Source organism: Afifella pfennigii DSM 17143 (genome assembly GCF_000688515.1).
In the GTDB taxonomy this organism is placed as follows: Bacteria; Pseudomonadota; Alphaproteobacteria; order Rhizobiales; family Afifellaceae; genus Afifella; species Afifella pfennigii.
The window spans coordinates 1-16563 of record NZ_JHZK01000047.1; the positions used below are offsets into that span (position 1 = coordinate 1).

Consider the following 16563-nt stretch of genomic DNA (forward strand, 5'->3'; position numbering starts at 1 on the left):
AAGCCGGGCTGGCTCCGACATGGTAGAGCCGGGCCGCATGGCTCTCAAGGCCGCCGACGATCTCGCGCAGGCTCTGAGCCCCCGACAATTGCCCATAGAGCAAGGCCACGAACTGGCTCTTGGTCGACAGCCGACGCACATGCTTGTCCGCATGGTGCTTGTCCACAAGCCGTTCGAACACGCCCCAGGGAACATGCTTCAAGACGTCGTGGAAAACGCTATTGTGGTGCCGCACGGTGTTGCTCCCTCGTGTCCGGAAGACGCGCCAAACGTCTGAACACGAGTAGAATCAACACCGTGCGCTCAGTCCACAAAATTAAACCGGACAGCCGTGGGCTTGACCCGGCCATCCATGCCACCAGCGTCGCGGCGTAGCGAGGGTGGGCGTGGCGAGCGCCGCGCAGCGCGGACGACGAGGCGGGCGTCCGACGGCCCGTCCCGAATGACTACTTCAGCACCGACCTGCCGGCGTAGTGCGCGCAGGGTCCCAGCTCCTCCTCGATCCTGAGGAGCTGGTTGTACTTGGCGGTGCGGTCGGCGCGGGCGAGTGAGCCCGTCTTGATGCGCCCGCAATTGGTGGCCACCGCCAGGTCGGCGATGGTGGCGTCCTCCGTCTCGCCCGAACGATGCGACATGACTGCCGTGTAGCCGGCGAACTGCGCCATCTCGACCGTCTCCAGCGTCTCCGTCAGCGAGCCGATCTGGTTCACCTTGACGAGGATGGAATTGGCGATGCCTTCCTCAATGCCGCGCTTCAGGCGCTTGACGTTGGTGACGAAAAGATCGTCGCCGACCAGCTGGCACTTCTCGCCGATCTTCTCCGTCAGCAGCTTCCAGCCCTGCCAGTCGTCCTCGGCCATGCCGTCCTCGATGGAGACGATGGGAAAGCGCGCGACGAGATCGGCGTAGTAATCGGCCATCTCGCCGCTTGCGAGCGTCCGATTCTCCCCGGCAAGGACGTATTTGCCGTCCTTGAAGAACTCCGAGGAGGCCGGGTCGAGGGCGATATAGATCTCATCGCCCGGTTTGTAGCCGGCCGTTTCGATAGCCTTCGTGACAAAACCGAGCGCCTCGTCGGTGGAGCTCAGATTGGGCGCGAAACCGCCCTCATCGCCGACATTGGTGTTGTGGCCGGCCTCCGCGAGCGCCTTCTTCAGCGTGTGGAAGATCTCCGCGCCCATGCGCAGCGCCTCGCCGAAGCTTTCCGCGCCGACCGGCATGATCATGAATTCCTGGAAGTCGATCGGGTTGTCGGCATGGGCGCCGCCATTGACGATGTTCATCATCGGCACCGGCAGGGTGCGCGCGGCAACGCCGCCCACATAACGGTAAAGCGGCAGGCCGCGCGCGGCGGCGGCGGCCTTGGCGACGGCGAGCGAGACGCCGAGGATGGCGTTGGCGCCGAGCCGGCCCTTATTCTCCGTGCCGTCGAGCTCGATCATGATGCGGTCGATGGCGACCTGGCTTTCCGCCTCCATGCCGCCGATCGCCTGGAAAATCTCGCCGTTGACCGCGTCGACGGCCTTGCGCACGCCCTTGCCGCCATAGCGGGCCTTGTCGCCGTCGCGCAGCTCCACCGCCTCGTGGGCCCCGGTGGAGGCGCCGGAGGGAACGGCGGCACGCCCGCGCGCGCCATCCTCCAGGACGACGTCGACTTCCACGGTGGGATTGCCGCGGCTGTCGAGAATCTCGCGGCCGACGATATCGATGATGGCGGTCATGAAGGGAGCCCTTGGATGAAAAACAAAGCCCCGAGAGGGCCGATTTGGAAAGAGACGCCGGCGGCTTAGCCCGAAAGACACCGCGCTTCAACTATCTGCCGCGATGCAACAACGCCCGTGGCGTCAAGCGGCCTTGGCGATCCGGTCGAAGGCGAGAAGGCGCTCCAGAAGCGCCTCCATCTCGGCGAGCGGCACCATGTTCGGCCCGTCCGAGGGAGCGTTGTCGGGATCTTGATGCGTCTCCACGAAGAGGCCGGCGACGCCGACGGCAATGGCGGCGCGGGCAAGCACCGGCACGAAGCGCCTGTCGCCCCCGGAGGCGCTGCCCTGCCCGCCCGGCTGCTGCACCGAATGGGTGGCGTCGAAGACGACCGGCGCACCGAGCGCGGCCATCTGCGGCAGAGCGCGCATATCGGAGACAAGCGTGTTGTAGCCGAAGGAGACGCCGCGCTCGGTCAGGAGAACGTCGGCATTGCCGGAGCCCGTCACCTTCTCCACCACGTTCCTCATATCCCAGGGGGCGAGGAACTGACCCTTCTTGACGTTGACGGCACGGCCGGTTTTCGCCGCGGCGACGAGAAGGTCTGTCTGGCGGCAGAGGAAGGCCGGAATCTGGAGGATATCGGCCACCTCCGCCACGTCGGCGCACTGGGCGCTCTCGTGCACGTCGGTCAGCACCGGCAGGCCGAGCTCGCGGCGGATATCGGCGAAAACCGGCAGGGCGCCGGCAAGCCCGACGCCGCGCCGGCCGGAGAGGCTGGTGCGGTTCGCCTTGTCGAAGCTCGATTTATAGACAAGGCCGATGCCGAGCCTTGCCGTCAGTTCCTTGAGGGCGCCGGCCATGTCGAAAGCGTGCTGGCGGCTTTCCATCTGGCAGGGGCCGGCAATCAGCGCGAAGGGCAGTTCGTTGCCGAAGCGCACCTTGGCCGCTCCCGGCCCGACCTCCACGACGGCGTTCGGATGCTGGCTCATGCGGCCTCCACGAAAGCGAGAACGGTGCCGAGGCCAGGCGCCGGGGGCACGACGAGGCGCCCCTCGTGAAGGCGCGCCTTTGCTGCGTATGTCTTCGCCGCGGCGATGTCGTCGACCGCCACCTCCAAGCCGGCGAAGACCAGGCCGTCGCCCGGATCGGGCGCGGCAAGGCCGTAGCGCGCGGTGAAGCCTTGTGGGGTCATGGCGAGCAGCTTCTGCCCGCCAAGATCGATCTCGACAAGGAAGGAAGTGGCGCGCAGCTCGCGCTGGCCGGTGGCGGCGGAGAGAAAGATGTGAAAATCGGCGGGGTTCCTGGCAACCAGCGCGACGGTGACGACACCCGCCGCGCCGTTGGGATGGTCGGCGTAATGGGCGCCGTCGTTGAGCGTCAGCCCGACCGGCTCGCAGGCGAAGATGCCCGCCTCCGGCGCGCGCTTATCGCCGGCGAAGGCGAGCCGGATGCCGTAATCGTGCTCCTTGCCGTCATCGTCCTGCGCCCGGCCGGTGAAGGAGAAGAGATCGCCGTCGGCAAAGCCCGCCTGGCGGTAGCGGGCAAGGTCTGCGGCCGCGTCGTCGCTCTTCAGCGCCAGCATGGCGAAGCTCTCCGCGGAGCGTTTCTGGGCACGCTCGATCCGCCTCAGGAAGACGAGGCCTTCGGCAAGCCCCTTGTGGAAAGCCTCGCGGTGAAGCGTCGCGATCGGCTCCAGATAGGTGCGGTTGTTGAAGAACACGCGGGCATTGCCGGTGCCGAAGGGATGGCGCGCTTCCGGCGCCACCTGGAAGCCGAGCGCGGTCAGGCGCCTTCTGGCCGTGGCGAGGTCGGCGACAGGCAGGACGAGATGGTCGATGGGGCGCATGCCTGTCGCTCCGGCCTCAGACCAACCGTGATTGCTCGACCGCCGCTTCGATGAAGGAGGCGAAGAGCGGATGCGGCTCGAAGGGCCGCGACTTCAGCTCCGGATGGTATTGCACGCCGACGAACCAGGGGTGGCCGGGCAATTCGATGGTCTCCGGCAACAGCCCGTCAGGGGACATGCCGGCAAAGGCGAGGCCGGCTTCCTCCAGGCGCTTGCGGTAGTCGATATTGACCTCGTAGCGGTGGCGATGACGCTCGCAGATGTCGCGGCGGCCGTAAATGGCGGCGATGCGGCTGCCCTCGGCGAGCGTGGCTGGATAGGCCCCGAGGCGCATGGTGCCTCCGAGGTCGCCCTGCTCGGCCCTTTTCTCCAGTTGATTGCCCTTCAGCCACTCCGTCATCAGGCCTACGACAGGCTCCTCGGTGGGACCGAATTCTGAAGAATTGGCATCCTCGATACCGGCCATATTACGAGCCGCCTCGATAACCGCCATCTGCATCCCAAAGCAGATGCCGAAATACGGCACGTTGCGCGTCCTGGCGAAAGTGGCGGCGGCGATCTTGCCTTCCGCGCCACGCTCGCCAAAGCCGCCCGGAACCAGGATGCCGTTCACCCGCTCAAGCCAGGGGGCAGGATCTTCCTTCTCGAAAACCTCGCTCTCGATCCATTCCAGCTCGACCTTCACCCGGTTGGCGATGCCGCCATGGGCGAGCGCCTCGGTGAGCGACTTATAGGCGTCCTTGAGGCCCGTATATTTGCCGACGATCGCAATCGTCACCTCGCCTTCGGGATTGTGCACGATTTGCGAGATATCCCGCCAGCGGGTGATCTCCATGCCGCGCGCATAATCGATGCCGAAAGCGGCGAGCACTTCCGCATCGAGGCCCTCGCGATGATAGACGAGCGGCACGTCGTAGATGGATCCCACATCCTCCGCGGTGATGACGGCGCTCTCGCGCACATTGCAAAAGAGCGCCAGCTTGCGCCGCTCCGCCTCCGGAATCGGCCGGTCGCAACGAACGAGTAGGATATCCGGCTGGATGCCGATGGAGCGCAGCTCCTTGACGGAATGCTGCGTCGGTTTGGTCTTCAATTCGCCCGCCGCCGGGATGAAAGGCATCAAGGTCAGATGGATGAAGATGGCCTGGCCGCGCGGCAGTTCATTGCCGAGCTGGCGGATCGCCTCAAAAAAGGGCAGGCCCTCGATGTCACCGACGGTGCCGCCGATCTCACACAGGACGAAGTCGAACTCGTCATTGCCGTCGAGGATGAACTCCTTGATGGCGTCGGTGACATGCGGGATCACCTGCACGGTGGCGCCGAGATAATCGCCACGCCGCTCCTTGGCGATGATCTCCTGATAGATGCGCCCGGTGGTGATGTTGTCCTGCTGGTTGGCCGAGCGGCCGGTAAAGCGCTCATAATGGCCAAGGTCGAGATCGGTCTCCGCTCCGTCGTCGGTGACGAAGACCTCGCCGTGCTGATAGGGGCTCATAGTCCCCGGATCGACATTGAGATAAGGGTCGAGCTTACGTAGCCGGACCCTATAGCCACGAGCCTGCAAGAGGGCGCCGAGGGCCGCCGATGCCAGACCTTTGCCGAGGGAGGAGACCACGCCGCCGGTGATGAAGATGTACCGCGCCATGGGCCTCAACGCTTAGCGAAGCTGGAACGATTCGTGGAGTCGAAAATCATAGTGCCGCGCATCGCCTGAAGGCGCCGTGGATAAAGCTGCCGGAAGCGTCGCGGCATCCGGCACTTGGTCGGCATTACTGCGTACCGCCCTCGGCGGGCGGCGCCTGCGGACCGGGCGCCGTCGGCGTGGGAGCGGTCGGCGTCGGCGGAGTCGGCGTCTGAACCTGTGGCGCTACCGGCTGCGGGCTGGGCGCGGAAGGCTGGATCGGCTGGGCCGAGGTGCGCGGGTTGCGTAGCGCATCGAGAACGCCCGGGCCAGAGCCCCCATCCGGTGCCGGCGGCGCGATCGGGGGCGTCTCGCCGGTCTCGGCCGGCTCGGTCGCGACCGGAGGCTCGCTCTGCAGGCGCTCGAAGATGTCGCCCGTCCCGCTATCGAGGCGCGCCAGTACAGTGAGACCGATCGAGGTCAGGAAAAACGCAGCCGCAAGGACCGCTGTGAAGCGGGTGAGAAGATTGCCGGCACCGCGGCCGGTCATCATGCCGCCGCCCCCGCCGATGCCGAGCGCGCCGCCTTCGGAGCGCTGCAACAGCACGAGGGCAATCATGGCCAGTACCACCATCAGGTGGATGACGATCAATACAGTGGTCATCGCATCACAGGTCGGATGTCAGGAGTTGGCGCGCTTCTACACGAGGCGCGGGGCGACTTAAAGTCCGCCTAACCATTTGTCGCCATCGCAGCCGCCGCAGCGATGGCAAGGAAGCTGTCAGCCTTGAGGCTGGCGCCACCGACAAGGCCGCCATCGACATGGGCGATTGCCATGATGGCGCCGGCATTCTCCGGCTTCATGGATCCGCCGTAAAGGATCGGAACAGCGCTGCCGACCTTGCCGTAGCGAGCCTCCAAATGCTGGCGCACCTTGAGATGCATGGCAGAGATATCCGCATCGGTCGGCACGCGCCCGGTGCCGATCGCCCAGACCGGCTCGTAGGCGACAATCAGATCCTCTCGGGTCTGGTCGGGCAGGGTATCGGGCAGAGAGGCAGCGAGTTGCTCTTCCACCACAGCCTCGGCGCGGCCGGCATCGCGCTCGGCCTCCGTCTCGCCGACGCAGACGATCGGCGTCAGACCCGCCCGCCAAGCGGCATGCGTCTTAGCGCGAACTTCCTGGCTCGTCTCGCCGTGATCAGTTCGCCGCTCCGAATGGCCCAGGATGACGGCGACCGCCCCGGCATCTGCCAGCATCTCGGCGGCGATATCGCCGGTATGGGCGCCCGATTCGGCGGCATGGCAATCCTGCCCGCCAACGGAAACCGCCGTTGCGGCGCATTTGTCCGCCATGCTCGCAACCAGCGTCGCCGGCGGGCAGATCATAAGGACGACCTCGGGCCGTTGAGCGGCAGCGCCTTCCGCGATCTTCTCGACCTCAGTGAGCGCGGCGCCGAGCCCGTTCATCTTCCAATTGCCGATGACCCATTTCATCATGCGTCTTCCCTGGCGGTTGCGATGGCCTCGGCGCTGTGCTTGAGAGGCCGCGCAGCAAGGCCTATGTTGAGCCGGCCGGGCGCGAATGCCCGGCGTTTCTCTTGCGGGCGAAGGGTTTTTCATGCTCGATCGTATGCGTCAAGCGACCAGCGGCTGGACCGCCAAGATCCTACTCGGACTTCTCGTCGTCAGCTTCGGTATCTGGGGCGTGTCGGGCCAGTTCGCCGGATATGGCGCGGGCACACTCGCCTCCGTTGGCCACACGGAGGTTTCAGCTGCCCAATACGACCGGGCGCTGCGCCTGCGTATGCAGCAGTTCGGCCAGCAAGCAGGGCGCGCTATGACGTTGGAGGATGCCAGGACCATCGGCCTGACGCAGCAAGTGCTCTCCCAACTCGTCTCCGAAGCCGCGCTGGAGGACCAGGCAAAGAGCTACAATCTCGGAATCTCGGACGATAAACTGGCCAGCGAGATCGCCGCCGATCCGACTTTTCAGGGGGTTGGCGGCAGCTTCGACCGACAGCGCTTCCAGGCGCTTCTGAGAAATGCCGGTTTCAGCGAGAACGAATACATAGCCGATATGCGCGCCGAGCTCATTCGCGAGCAACTGGCGGCCACGATCGCAAGCGACGTTCAGGCGCCACAGCCGTTGGTGGAGGCGCTCTACCGCTATCAGAACGAGACGCGGGGGGTCTCTTTCTTCATCGTCGACGAGAGCGCCATCGATCCGGTCGGCACACCCGACGAGGAGACGCTGAAGCAGTATTTTGTGGACAATCAGTCGCAGTTCCGCGCGCCGGAATACCGTTCGCTCGGGCTCATCAGCCTTACCCCGGAAACCGTCGCCGATCCCACCACTATCGCGGCGGAGGAGGTGCAGGCGGCCTACGACAACGCCATCGACCGCTTCACCGTGCCGCAGCGGCGACGCGTCTTTCAGATCCGCTTCGACAGCGAGGCAGAAGCGCAGGCGGCAGCCGAGGAGCTTAGCGCCGGCACAAGCTTCGAGACCCTGGCAGAGGCCCGCAATCTGACGATGGCCGATATCGATCTGGGCATGAAAGCGCAGGCCGAATTCGTTGACAGTGCCATCGCCGAGGCAGCCTTCGCCGCGGCGGAAGGTGCCGCGGTGCCGGTTTTGGACGCGCCGCTTGGCCCGGCCATCGTCAAGGTGGAGGCGGTTGAGCCAGGCAGCGTGCAATCTTTCGCCGAAGCGGAGCCCATCCTGCGACGAGAGATGGCGCAGCGCCGCGCGAGCGACCGGGTGCTCGATCTTTACGACGCGATCGAGGATGAGCGGGCGGCTGGGTCAACGTTGCAGGAGGTGGCGAACAAGCTTGGTCTTAGCTACCAGAGCGTCGAATCGGTCGCCGCCGATGGCAACGGCCTCGACGGTAGCGCCGTCGGGGTCCCCGGTGGCACAGCCGTGCTTGCCGATGCTTTCCAGAGCGATGTTGGGATCGAGAACGACCCGATCCGCACCGAAGACGGGGGATATGTCTTCTATGAGGTGACGGCGGTAACGCCGGCGCGTGACCGCACGCTGGAAGAGGTACGTCCAGCCGCCATCGCCGCCTGGCGAGCCGACGAGACGGCCGAGCGCATCCGCCAGAAGGCAGCTTCCCTGCTTCAGCGTCTCGAAGGCGGCGCCTCGCTTGCCTCCTTGGCCCAGGAGGTTGGGACAAGCGTTGAGACGGCGATCGGCATCACCCGTGCATACGGGGACGATGCTTCCGGCGCGCTAAGTACCAACGCCGTCGCCCAGGCCTTCGCGGGGCCGCAAGGCCATGTCGCCAATGCCGATGACAAGGAATCGCCCAACCGTGTGCTTCTGAAGGTTGAAAGTGTCTCCGTACCAGCTTTCTTCGGCGAGGCGCAGGGAGCCGAACACCTCCGCCAGGGGCTCGCCCAGGCCATCGCCGACGACCTCTTGCTGGCCTATAATGCCCATCTTCTCGGCGAGCGGCCCGTTTCCATCAACCAGGCGGTCTACGGACAGCTGACGGGTCAGAGCCAGCCTCAATAAGATGCAGGTCGAGCCCGCCTTTGAGGCCTTCAAGGTCCCCCACGGAAAGGGCGAGCCGCAGCTCGTCTTCACCCGCCTCGTCTCGGATCTGGAGACGCCCGTCTCCGCCTTCCTGAAGATCGCCGCCGGACGGCCCAATAGCTTCCTGCTGGAATCGGTGGAAGGGGGTGCCGTGCGCGGGCGCTATTCAATGATCGGCCTCGATCCGGACCTTCTCTTCCGTATCTCCGGCGAGAGCGCCGAAATTGCTCGGGCACCGGCGCTCGACCGCTTCGAGCCCTTCGGTGAGGAGCCGCTTGCCGCTATTCGTAGTTTGCTCCAAGAAAGCCGCATCGAAATCCCGTACGGCGTGCCACCGATGGCTGCGGGCGTCTTCGGCTACCTCGGCTACGATACCGTGCGGCTGATGGAGCGGCTACCCGAAACTCCGCCCGACAGCCTAGGCCTGCCTGACGCGATGCTGATGCGTCCAAGGATTGTCGTGGTCTTCGACGCCGTGCGCGACGAGCTCACCATCGTCACGCCCGTCCGCCCGGAGGCTGACCAGCCGGCGCGCCGCGACTACGATCGCGCCGTCGACAGGCTGACGGAGATCGTCGAGGCGCTTGACCGGCCGCTCGACCGTGCCGCCGAGGTCGCCGAGGTGGACCTCTCCACCGATGTCGTTTCCAACACGCCGGCAGAGGCCTATAAGCAGAAGGTGCGCCGGGCGAAGGAATACATCGCCGCCGGTGACATCTTCCAGGTGGTGCTGTCGCAGCGATTCGAGACCCCCTTCCCCCTGCCAGCATTTGCGCTTTACCGGGCACTGAGGCGCGTTAACCCAGCGCCGTTTCTTTACTATCTCGATTTCGGCGGTTTCGCCGTCGTCGGCTCCAGCCCGGAAATCCTGGTGCGTGTGCGGGAAGGCAAGGTAACCATCCGCCCAATCGCCGGCACGCGCCCGCGCGGAGCGACGCCGGAGGAGGACAAACGTCTTGGCGAGGAACTTTTGGCCGACCCCAAGGAATGTGCCGAGCATTTGATGCTGCTCGATCTGGGACGCAACGACGTCGGCCGCGTTGCCGAGATTGGTTCCGTTGACGTCACGGGCAAGTTCTTCCTGGAGCACTACAGTCAAGTGATGCACATCGTCTCCAACGTGGAGGGTAGGCTGCGCAGTGACCTCGACGCGCTCGACGCGCTCGCCGCCGGCTTTCCCGCTGGGACTGTCTCCGGGGCACCGAAGATCCGCGCCATGGAAATCATTGACGAATTGGAGGAGGAAAAGCGCGGCCCATATGCCGGTTGCGTCGGCTACTTCTCCGCCGACGGCGAGATGGATACCTGCATCGTGCTCAGGACCGCCGTCGTTACGAACGGCACGATGTACGTGCAGGCCGGTGCCGGCATTGTCGCCGATTCCGATCCGCAGGCGGAGCAGACAGAATGCGTGAATAAGGCAAAGGCCCTCTTCCGCGCCGCCGAGGAAGCGCGTCGCTTCGCCAGCCAGGCAAGGCGCGGTCAGTAGCGCGCCTAGCGGTGCGGCGCGGCAATTCCTTGACCAGGCGCACGTGCCCGCCTAACCCTTGAGCCTGCAACAGGGCCCGGCTCAGCGAATGCTTCTCGTCATCGACAATTACGACAGTTTTACCTTCAACCTCGTGCATTATCTCGGCGAGCTCGGTGCAGGGACCAAGGTCGTGCGCAACGACGAATGGACGGTGAACGAGGTGCTGGCGGCGCGGCCGGAGGCGATCGTGCTCTCCCCCGGGCCGTGCACACCGAACGAGGCCGGCATCTGCCTTGAGCTCATCGCGAATGCCGACGGTGAGGTGCCGATCTTCGGCGTGTGTCTCGGGCATCAGGCGATCGGCCAAGCCTATGGTGGCAAGGTGGTGCGCGCCCCCACGCTGATGCACGGCAAGGTCTCCACCATCGCGCATGAGGGCGTCGGCGTCTTCCACGGCATCAACGGGCCATTCTCTGCGACGCGCTATCATTCGCTGACGATCGCGCCCGAATCGATGCCTGAGAGCCTTTCCGTCACAGCGCATACCGCTGATGGCGTCATCATGGGGGTGCAGCACGAGAGCCATCCTGTCTATGGCGTGCAGTTCCATCCCGAGAGCATCGCCTCGGAGCACGGCCACCGTATCCTCGACAATTTCCTGAAGCTTGCCGCCGGCTTCCGTCAGAAACGCGGCGGCGTTTACCCGGAGACGCCTTCATGAGCGATCTGAAACCGCTCATCGCCAAGCTCGCCGCCGGCGAGAGCCTTAGCCAAGCAGAAGCGCAACAGGCCTTCGACGTGATGATGTCAGGCGAGGCGACGCCGACGCAGATCGGCGCCATCTTAATGGGCCTGAGGGTGCGTGGCGAAACCATTGAGGAGATCGCAGGCGCGGTCACCTCCATGCGCTCGCGCATGCTGCCCGTGGCGGCGCCGGCAGGCGCCATAGACATCGTCGGCACGGGAGGCGATGCTTCGGGCACCTACAATATCTCCACCGGCGCAGCCTTCGTCGTCGCCGGCCTCGGCGTGCCGGTCGCCAAGCATGGCAACCGCGCCCTCTCCTCCCGCTCCGGCGCCGCCGATTGCCTTACGGCGCTCGGCGTCAATATCGAGCTGGGGCCGGAAGGCATCGCGCGCTGCATTTGCGATGCAGGCATCGGCTTCATGTTCGCCCCAAGCCATCACGCCGCCATGCGCCATGTCGGCCCCTCGCGCGTGGAGCTCGGCACCCGCACCATCTTCAATCTCCTCGGCCCGCTCTCCAATCCTGCGCATGTCAAGCGCTACATGCTCGGCGTCTTCGCCAAGGAATGGGTCGCGCCGATCGCCAACGCTCTGAAAAACCTCGATGCAGAAGTCGCCTGGGTCGTGCACGGCACATTCGGCGAGGACGCCGGAATCGACGAGATCTCCACCACCGGTCGCAGCTATGTGGCGGAACTGCGCGAGGGGCATGTGCGCTCCTTCGAAATCTATCCGTCAGAGTTCGAGGTCGACGAATGTCAGCCGGAGGACCTCAGGGGCGGCACCGCGGAAGATAATGCCGCCAAGCTGAAGGCGATGCTGGAAGGCGAGCTTGGCCCTTACCGCGATGTCGTCGTCGCCAACGCCGCTGCAGCGCTTCTCGTCGCCGGCAAAGCCGATCTCGTGCAGGAGGCGGCCGACATGGCCAAATACTCCATCGACAGCGGCAAGGCCAAGGGCGCACTTGAAGCGCTTGTACGCGTATCCAACGCAGCGGAGGCGGCGTGAGCGACATATTGAGACAGATCGAGGCCTACAAGCAGAGGGAAATCGCCGCGGCCGAGGCGGCCGTGCCGCTTGCCCACTTGGAGGCACGGCTCGCCGATGTCGATCCCCCACGCGGCTTTGCGGCGGCGCTGCGCCGGAAGATCGAAGCCGGCCAGCCGGCTCTTATCGCCGAAATCAAAAAGGCAAGCCCCTCCAAGGGCCTCATCCGCGCCGATTTCGACCCGCCCGCGCTCGCCCGCGCTTACGAGATCGGCGGCGCGGCCTGCCTGTCGGTGCTGACCGACGCGCCTTCCTTTCAGGGCGCGCCGGAATTCTTGACCGCTGCCCGCGCGGCAACTTCGTTGCCGGCGCTCAGAAAGGACTTCATGCTCACGCCCTATCAGGTGGTGGAGGCGCGGAGTTGGGGCGCCGATTGCATCCTCGTCATCATGGCGTCGGTCACCGACGATGAGGCGCGCGCCCTGGAGGAGAAGGCCTTCGAGCTCGGCATGGATGTGCTTCTTGAAGTCCATGACGAGGCGGAGGTTGAACGCGCTCTTGCCCTCGCCTCGCCGCTCATCGGCATCAACAACCGCGATCTGCGGACCTTCAAGACGGAGCTTTCCACCTCCGAGCGGCTTGCCAAACTGATTCCGCAAGAGCGGCTAATTGTCGGAGAAAGCGGCGTTTTTTCGTCCGCTGACGTGGCGCGGCTCAAGGCGGCCGGAATCAACGTCTTCCTCGTCGGCGAAAGCCTGATGCGCGAAAGGGACGTGGCGGAGGCCACAAGCCGGCTTCTCAGCCGCGAGGCAGTGAAGGCCGCCGAATGAGCGGCCGACTCACGCATCTTTCCGAAGACGGCCGCGCCGAGATGGTCGATGTCGGCGACAAGGCCGTCACCGCCCGCAGCGCCACGGCTGCCGGCGCCGTGGTCATGGCGCCAGAGACGCTTAGCCTCATTCTTGCCGGCAACATGAAGAAGGGCGACGTTCTCGCTACGGCCCGCCTCGCCGGCATCATGGCGGCCAAGCGCACCGCCGAACTCATCCCGCTCTGCCATCCGCTGATGCTGAGCAAGGTCGACGTCGAGATTGACGCCGCGGAGGCCCTACCCGGCCTGCGGGTGTTGGCCACGGCCTCGCTCGCCGGCCGAACCGGCGTTGAGATGGAGGCGCTGACGGCGGTCTCTGTCGCCTGTCTCACCATCTACGACATGGCGAAGGCTGTCGACCGGGGCATGCGCATCATCGATATTCGGCTCTTGGCCAAGAGCGGTGGACGCTCTGGCGATTGGCGCGCCGATGCGGCCGAAAGATGAGCCTTATTTCCGTTGAGGAGGCGCTGAGGCGCGTGACCGCCGGTATCCGCCCGCTGGCAGGTGAAGACGTGCCGATCGAGGCGGCGCACGGACGCGTCCTCGCCTCAGATCTTGTTGCAAGGCGGGACCAACCGCCCTTCCCGGCCTCCGCCATGGATGGCTATGCGCTCCGCGCCGCGGAGGCGGGCGCCGGCGCCCGGCTCAAGGTCGTCGGCGTCTCGCGGGCGGGCGAGCGCTTTGACGGGATCCTCGGCCCCGGAGAGGCGGTGCGCATCTTCACCGGCGCGCCGGTGCCGGAATGCACAGATGCGATCCTCATTCAGGAAGACGCTGAGGTCATCGAAAGCGAAGTCATCGTGCGCGAGGCGCCGCGCGCTGGGCGTTTCATCCGCCCGGCCGGGCTCGATTTCAAAGCGGGTGAAACGCAGCTTACCGCCGGCACGCGGCTCGGACCACGCGAGATCGCGCTTGCTGCGGCGATGAATTTCGGTTCTCTGCCCGTGCGCCGCCGCCCCAAAGTCGCCATCCTTTCCACTGGCGACGAGCTCGTTCTTCCGGGCGAAACGCCAGGCCACGATCAGATCGTATCGTCCAACGGCGTGGCACTCGCTGCGCTCGCCGAAGCAGCGGGCGCACAGGTGGAGGATCTCGGCATAGCGGGCGACACCGAGGCGGCGATCGCTGAGGCCGCAGGGCGGGCGGAAGATGCCGACATCCTCGTTGTCATCGGCGGCGCTTCGGTCGGCGACCACGATTTGGTAAAGCCGGCACTCGAACGAAGCGGCATGCAGGTCGATTTCTGGCGTGTCGCAATGCGGCCGGGAAAGCCGCTGATGTTCGGCGTGTTGGGCCCCGCGAAAGTGCTCGGCCTGCCGGGGAACCCGGTCTCGGCAATCATCTGCGGCATCGTCTTCCTACGCCCGCTGATCGCCGCCTTGCTCGGCGCCAGCGCCACGGATAAACCGAGCATGATGCGTCTTGCAGCCGATCTACCGGCCAATGGCGAGCGCCAGGAATTCATGCGTGCACGTATCGTGGAGACCGCAGATGGCCCCGCTGTGATCGCCGCGACAAGTCAGGATTCCTCGCTGCTCGTCACCCTCGCCCGCTCCGATGCGCTCATCGTTCGCGCCATCCAGGCGTCCCCCGCGCGCGCCGGCGAAACTGTTCCTGTTTTTCTGTTCTCGCAGGTCTTGGGCTAAAAAGAGCCGCCGGCCTTGCGGAACACGACATGAACATGTAATGTGTTCGTGATTTGTCCATAATCATACTGAGGCCTTAGATGTCGGCCGTCGGGGTTGCAGCATGTTGACCAAGAAGCAGTTGGAACTGTTGCTGTTCATTAACGAGCGGCTGAAGGAGTCCGGCATTCCCCCCTCCTTCGACGAGATGAAAGACGCTCTCGATTTGAAGTCCAAATCAGGCATCCATCGCCTGATCACAGCGCTGGAGGAGCGCGGCTTCATCAAGCGCCTGCCAAACCGCGCCCGGGCGTTGGAGGTCATCCGCCTACCGGAGGCGATGAACCCGCGGCTGGGCCGCCCGCAGCAGCGCGGCTTCACCCCCAGCGTCATCGAAGGCAGGCTCGGCCGCGCACCCGAGCCGGAGGCGCACTGGGACGAATCCCCTCAGGCAGCCAACGTGCCGGTAATGGGCCGGATCGCCGCGGGCGTGCCTATCTCCGCCATCCAGAACCAAAGCCATGCGATCGCCGTACCGCCCGATATCCTCAGCAGCGGCGAGCATTTCGCGTTGGAGGTGCGTGGCGATTCCATGATTGAAGCCGGCATCCTCGACGGCGACACGGTCGTCATCCGCAAGCAGGACACCGCCGAGACCGGCGATGTTGTCGTCGCCCTTATTGACGACGAGGAGGCGACCTTGAAGCGCCTGCGCCGCAAAGGCGATTCCATTGCGCTGGAGGCCGCCAACCCGGCCTATGAGACACGTATTTTCGGACCGGACCGGGTGCGCATCCAGGGTCGTCTCGTCGGCCTTTTGCGGCGCTATTGAGGATGCTTTCGGGCTCCGGAGGCGGCGCACATGCGGGTAAGGCTTCGAGATTTCCGTGCGAGATAGGCAAGCGCGTTCACGCGGGTGAAAGGCACCGGCCGGAGGGAGGGCTCCTTGCGGGCTCGGCTGAGGACGGGGACATACCTGCAGCAAGCATGGGTTGAACAATCGTCACCACCCACGGCCCTAAGAGCCTCGACAACTAAGTTGAATCGTTCTGCCAGAGCGGATTAGCAACAACATCTCGCGTATCGGCTAGGTCGTGGCGGGACGATGGTGAACGGGCCTATGGGATGAGTCTTTCACTGACATTCTTCCGAACTGTTCCAAACTTCATTCTCCCGCTCTAGTATCCTCCGCAGAAGGGCGGAGAATGCCCAGCTTGCGGCACCCAGAGCCGAGCGTGCCGGCCGGCGGCCGCGAACAGAGCGGGAGGAGTTCGATGAATGTTCGCCAGATGATCGAGGAAAAGGGAAGCGCCGTCGTTACCTGCGCTCCGGATATAAGTCTGAAGGAAGCCGCCGTCTCGCTCGCGCAGCACCGCATCGGCGCCGTAGTCATCGTCGAGAACGAGCGCATCCAGGGCATCTTGTCGGAGCGCGACATCGTCTCCGCCGTCGCCAGTCATGGCATCGGCGCCCTCGACCGGCCGGCGGCGAGCTTCATGACACGGCGCGTCATCACGTGCCGGCTCGACCACAATACCGACGAATTGATGGAGATGATGACGAATGAGCGTTTCCGCCATGTTCCGGTTGAGGAGGACGGTCGGCTCGTCGGCATCGTTTCCATTGGCGATGTGGTGAAACGGCGGATCGCCGAGGTACAGCGCGAGGCCGAGTCGATCCGCGAATACGTCATGCATGGGTGAGGCGGGGCGCCCGCAAAAACGGAAAACTAGAGCACGTCGACTTTTTGTTGGGTCATATCCTGCGGCTTGGAAGTTATCTGCGCATTCGTCTGGTTTGAAGTTGACTGTTAAGAAGCCGTCTGGAGCGCGGTTTTGGGGCCAATGGCTTTGGCAAAGGCCTCCAGGATGAGGCGCAAGAGAAGCCTCAGCCAGCGGAGGATGAGGCGGAAGTTGTAGCCGGCGGCGGTGAGGACGGCATTGGCGTGGTCGCCGTGGCGTCCCTTGAGGAAGTTGCGGCCCATGTGGCCGTCGGTCTTGAGGTGTCCGATAACGGCCTCGATGGCGGATCGTCTTCTGAGCTCCTTCTTGATGGCCCCGAACACGCCCCGCTTCTGCCCGGAGCGGAAGACGCCGAGCGGCCTTGGCGCATCGTGGCCGCGGTAGCCCTTGTCGACATAG

At 65.0% G+C, this 16563-nt stretch carries 16 protein-coding genes and 1 pseudogene; 9 read left to right on the plus strand and 8 right to left on the minus strand.

The window, feature by feature from the left end; genetic code table 11:
* From Q331_RS22685 to tpiA, 7 genes are all read right to left on the minus strand, one after another.
* The coding region (locus tag Q331_RS22685) for a DUF4372 domain-containing protein (protein WP_156953214.1) at window positions 1–235 on the minus strand (235 nt) is incomplete at its 3' end.
* A 211-nt stretch (window positions 236–446) separates the two neighbouring features.
* A complete protein-coding gene (eno, locus tag Q331_RS0118640; protein ID WP_026381906.1) occupies window positions 447–1721 on the minus strand; it encodes a phosphopyruvate hydratase in 1275 nt (424 codons plus the stop codon).
* A 123-nt stretch (window positions 1722–1844) separates the two neighbouring features.
* Window positions 1845–2693: a 3-deoxy-8-phosphooctulonate synthase gene (kdsA, locus tag Q331_RS0118645; RefSeq protein WP_026381907.1), complete on the minus strand. Its 849-nt coding sequence runs from the start codon at window positions 2691–2693 to the stop codon at window positions 1845–1847.
* Window positions 2690–3550, minus strand: a complete 861-nt coding sequence (locus Q331_RS0118650) for a VOC family protein (protein WP_026381908.1) — start codon at window positions 3548–3550, stop codon at window positions 2690–2692. Before Q331_RS0118650 ends, kdsA begins: the two co-directional genes overlap by 4 nt.
* Window positions 3551–3566: 16 nt before the next feature.
* On the minus strand, window positions 3567–5195 hold the full coding sequence (locus tag Q331_RS0118655) for a CTP synthase (protein WP_026381909.1): 1629 nt from the start codon (window positions 5193–5195) through the stop codon (window positions 3567–3569).
* Window positions 5196–5319: 124 nt separating this feature from the next.
* A complete protein-coding gene (secG, locus tag Q331_RS22690; protein WP_034493189.1) occupies window positions 5320–5835 on the minus strand; it encodes a preprotein translocase subunit SecG in 516 nt (171 codons plus the stop codon).
* A gap of 68 nt (window positions 5836–5903) precedes the next feature.
* Window positions 5904–6671 carry a triose-phosphate isomerase gene (gene tpiA / locus Q331_RS0118665; protein WP_026381910.1) on the minus strand — a complete coding sequence of 256 codons (768 nt, stop codon included), beginning with the start codon at window positions 6669–6671 and terminating at the stop codon, window positions 5904–5906.
* Between the two features lie 121 nt (window positions 6672–6792).
* Between tpiA and Q331_RS0118670 the strand changes: the two genes are divergently transcribed.
* The 9 genes from Q331_RS0118670 (at window position 6793) to Q331_RS0118710 (ending at window position 16125) form a co-directional block, all read left to right on the plus strand.
* Window positions 6793–8697 carry a peptidylprolyl isomerase gene (locus Q331_RS0118670; protein WP_026381911.1) on the plus strand — a complete coding sequence of 635 codons (1905 nt, stop codon included), beginning with the start codon at window positions 6793–6795 and terminating at the stop codon, window positions 8695–8697.
* Window position 8698: 1 nt separating this feature from the next.
* Entirely contained in the window at window positions 8699–10207 is a 1509-nt protein-coding gene (trpE, locus tag Q331_RS0118675; RefSeq protein ID WP_026381912.1) for an anthranilate synthase component I, read from the plus strand.
* Between the two features lie 88 nt (window positions 10208–10295).
* The gene (locus Q331_RS0118680) at window positions 10296–10910 is read left to right on the plus strand and encodes an anthranilate synthase component II (RefSeq protein ID WP_026381913.1); all 615 of its coding nucleotides are present in this window, start codon (window positions 10296–10298) and stop codon (window positions 10908–10910) included.
* Entirely contained in the window at window positions 10907–11944 is a 1038-nt protein-coding gene (trpD, locus tag Q331_RS0118685; RefSeq protein WP_026381914.1) for an anthranilate phosphoribosyltransferase, read from the plus strand. The genes Q331_RS0118680 and trpD overlap by 4 nt, the downstream gene beginning before the upstream one ends.
* Window positions 11941–12753 carry an indole-3-glycerol phosphate synthase TrpC gene (gene trpC, locus Q331_RS0118690; RefSeq protein ID WP_026381915.1) on the plus strand — a complete coding sequence of 271 codons (813 nt, stop codon included), beginning with the start codon at window positions 11941–11943 and terminating at the stop codon, window positions 12751–12753. The genes trpD and trpC overlap by 4 nt, the downstream gene beginning before the upstream one ends.
* Window positions 12750–13241, plus strand: coding sequence for a cyclic pyranopterin monophosphate synthase MoaC (gene moaC, locus Q331_RS0118695; protein ID WP_026381916.1), 492 nt, complete (start codon window positions 12750–12752; stop codon window positions 13239–13241). The genes trpC and moaC overlap by 4 nt, the downstream gene beginning before the upstream one ends.
* Window positions 13238–14443, plus strand: coding sequence for a molybdopterin molybdotransferase MoeA (locus Q331_RS0118700; protein ID WP_026381917.1), 1206 nt, complete (start codon window positions 13238–13240; stop codon window positions 14441–14443). Before moaC ends, Q331_RS0118700 begins: the two co-directional genes overlap by 4 nt.
* Before the next feature lie 103 nt (window positions 14444–14546).
* On the plus strand, window positions 14547–15254 hold the full coding sequence (gene lexA, locus Q331_RS0118705) for a transcriptional repressor LexA (RefSeq protein WP_026381918.1): 708 nt from the start codon (window positions 14547–14549) through the stop codon (window positions 15252–15254).
* A 442-nt stretch (window positions 15255–15696) separates the two neighbouring features.
* Window positions 15697–16125: a CBS domain-containing protein gene (locus tag Q331_RS0118710; protein ID WP_026381919.1), complete on the plus strand. Its 429-nt coding sequence runs from the start codon at window positions 15697–15699 to the stop codon at window positions 16123–16125.
* A 107-nt stretch (window positions 16126–16232) separates the two neighbouring features.
* Here the strand turns inward: Q331_RS0118710 and Q331_RS22695 are convergent.
* A pseudogene (locus Q331_RS22695) lies at window positions 16233–16563 on the minus strand (IS5/IS1182 family transposase); the annotation flags it as partial.

Bases quoted from the DNA above. Each gene is read 5' to 3' on its own strand.
- eno (WP_026381906.1), bottom strand. From the start codon at position 1,721: ATGACCGCCATCATCGATATCGTCGGCCGCGAGATTCTCGACAGCCGC.
- kdsA (WP_026381907.1), bottom strand. From the start codon at position 2,693: ATGAGCCAGCATCCGAACGCCGTCGTGGAGGTCGGGCCGGGAGCGGCC.
- Q331_RS0118650 (WP_026381908.1), bottom strand. From the start codon at position 3,550: ATGCGCCCCATCGACCATCTCGTCCTGCCTGTCGCCGACCTCGCCACG.
- Q331_RS0118655 (WP_026381909.1), bottom strand. From the start codon at position 5,195: ATGGCGCGGTACATCTTCATCACCGGCGGCGTGGTCTCCTCCCTCGGC.
- secG (WP_034493189.1), bottom strand. From the start codon at position 5,835: ATGACCACTGTATTGATCGTCATCCACCTGATGGTGGTACTGGCCATG.
- tpiA (WP_026381910.1), bottom strand. From the start codon at position 6,671: ATGATGAAATGGGTCATCGGCAATTGGAAGATGAACGGGCTCGGCGCC.
- Q331_RS0118670 (WP_026381911.1), top strand. From the start codon at position 6,793: ATGCTCGATCGTATGCGTCAAGCGACCAGCGGCTGGACCGCCAAGATC.
- trpE (WP_026381912.1), top strand. From the start codon at position 8,699: ATGCAGGTCGAGCCCGCCTTTGAGGCCTTCAAGGTCCCCCACGGAAAG.
- Q331_RS0118680 (WP_026381913.1), top strand. From the start codon at position 10,296: ATGCTTCTCGTCATCGACAATTACGACAGTTTTACCTTCAACCTCGTG.
- trpD (WP_026381914.1), top strand. From the start codon at position 10,907: ATGAGCGATCTGAAACCGCTCATCGCCAAGCTCGCCGCCGGCGAGAGC.
- moaC (WP_026381916.1), top strand. From the start codon at position 12,750: ATGAGCGGCCGACTCACGCATCTTTCCGAAGACGGCCGCGCCGAGATG.
- Q331_RS0118700 (WP_026381917.1), top strand. From the start codon at position 13,238: ATGAGCCTTATTTCCGTTGAGGAGGCGCTGAGGCGCGTGACCGCCGGT.
- lexA (WP_026381918.1), top strand. From the start codon at position 14,547: ATGTTGACCAAGAAGCAGTTGGAACTGTTGCTGTTCATTAACGAGCGG.
- Q331_RS0118710 (WP_026381919.1), top strand. From the start codon at position 15,697: ATGAATGTTCGCCAGATGATCGAGGAAAAGGGAAGCGCCGTCGTTACC.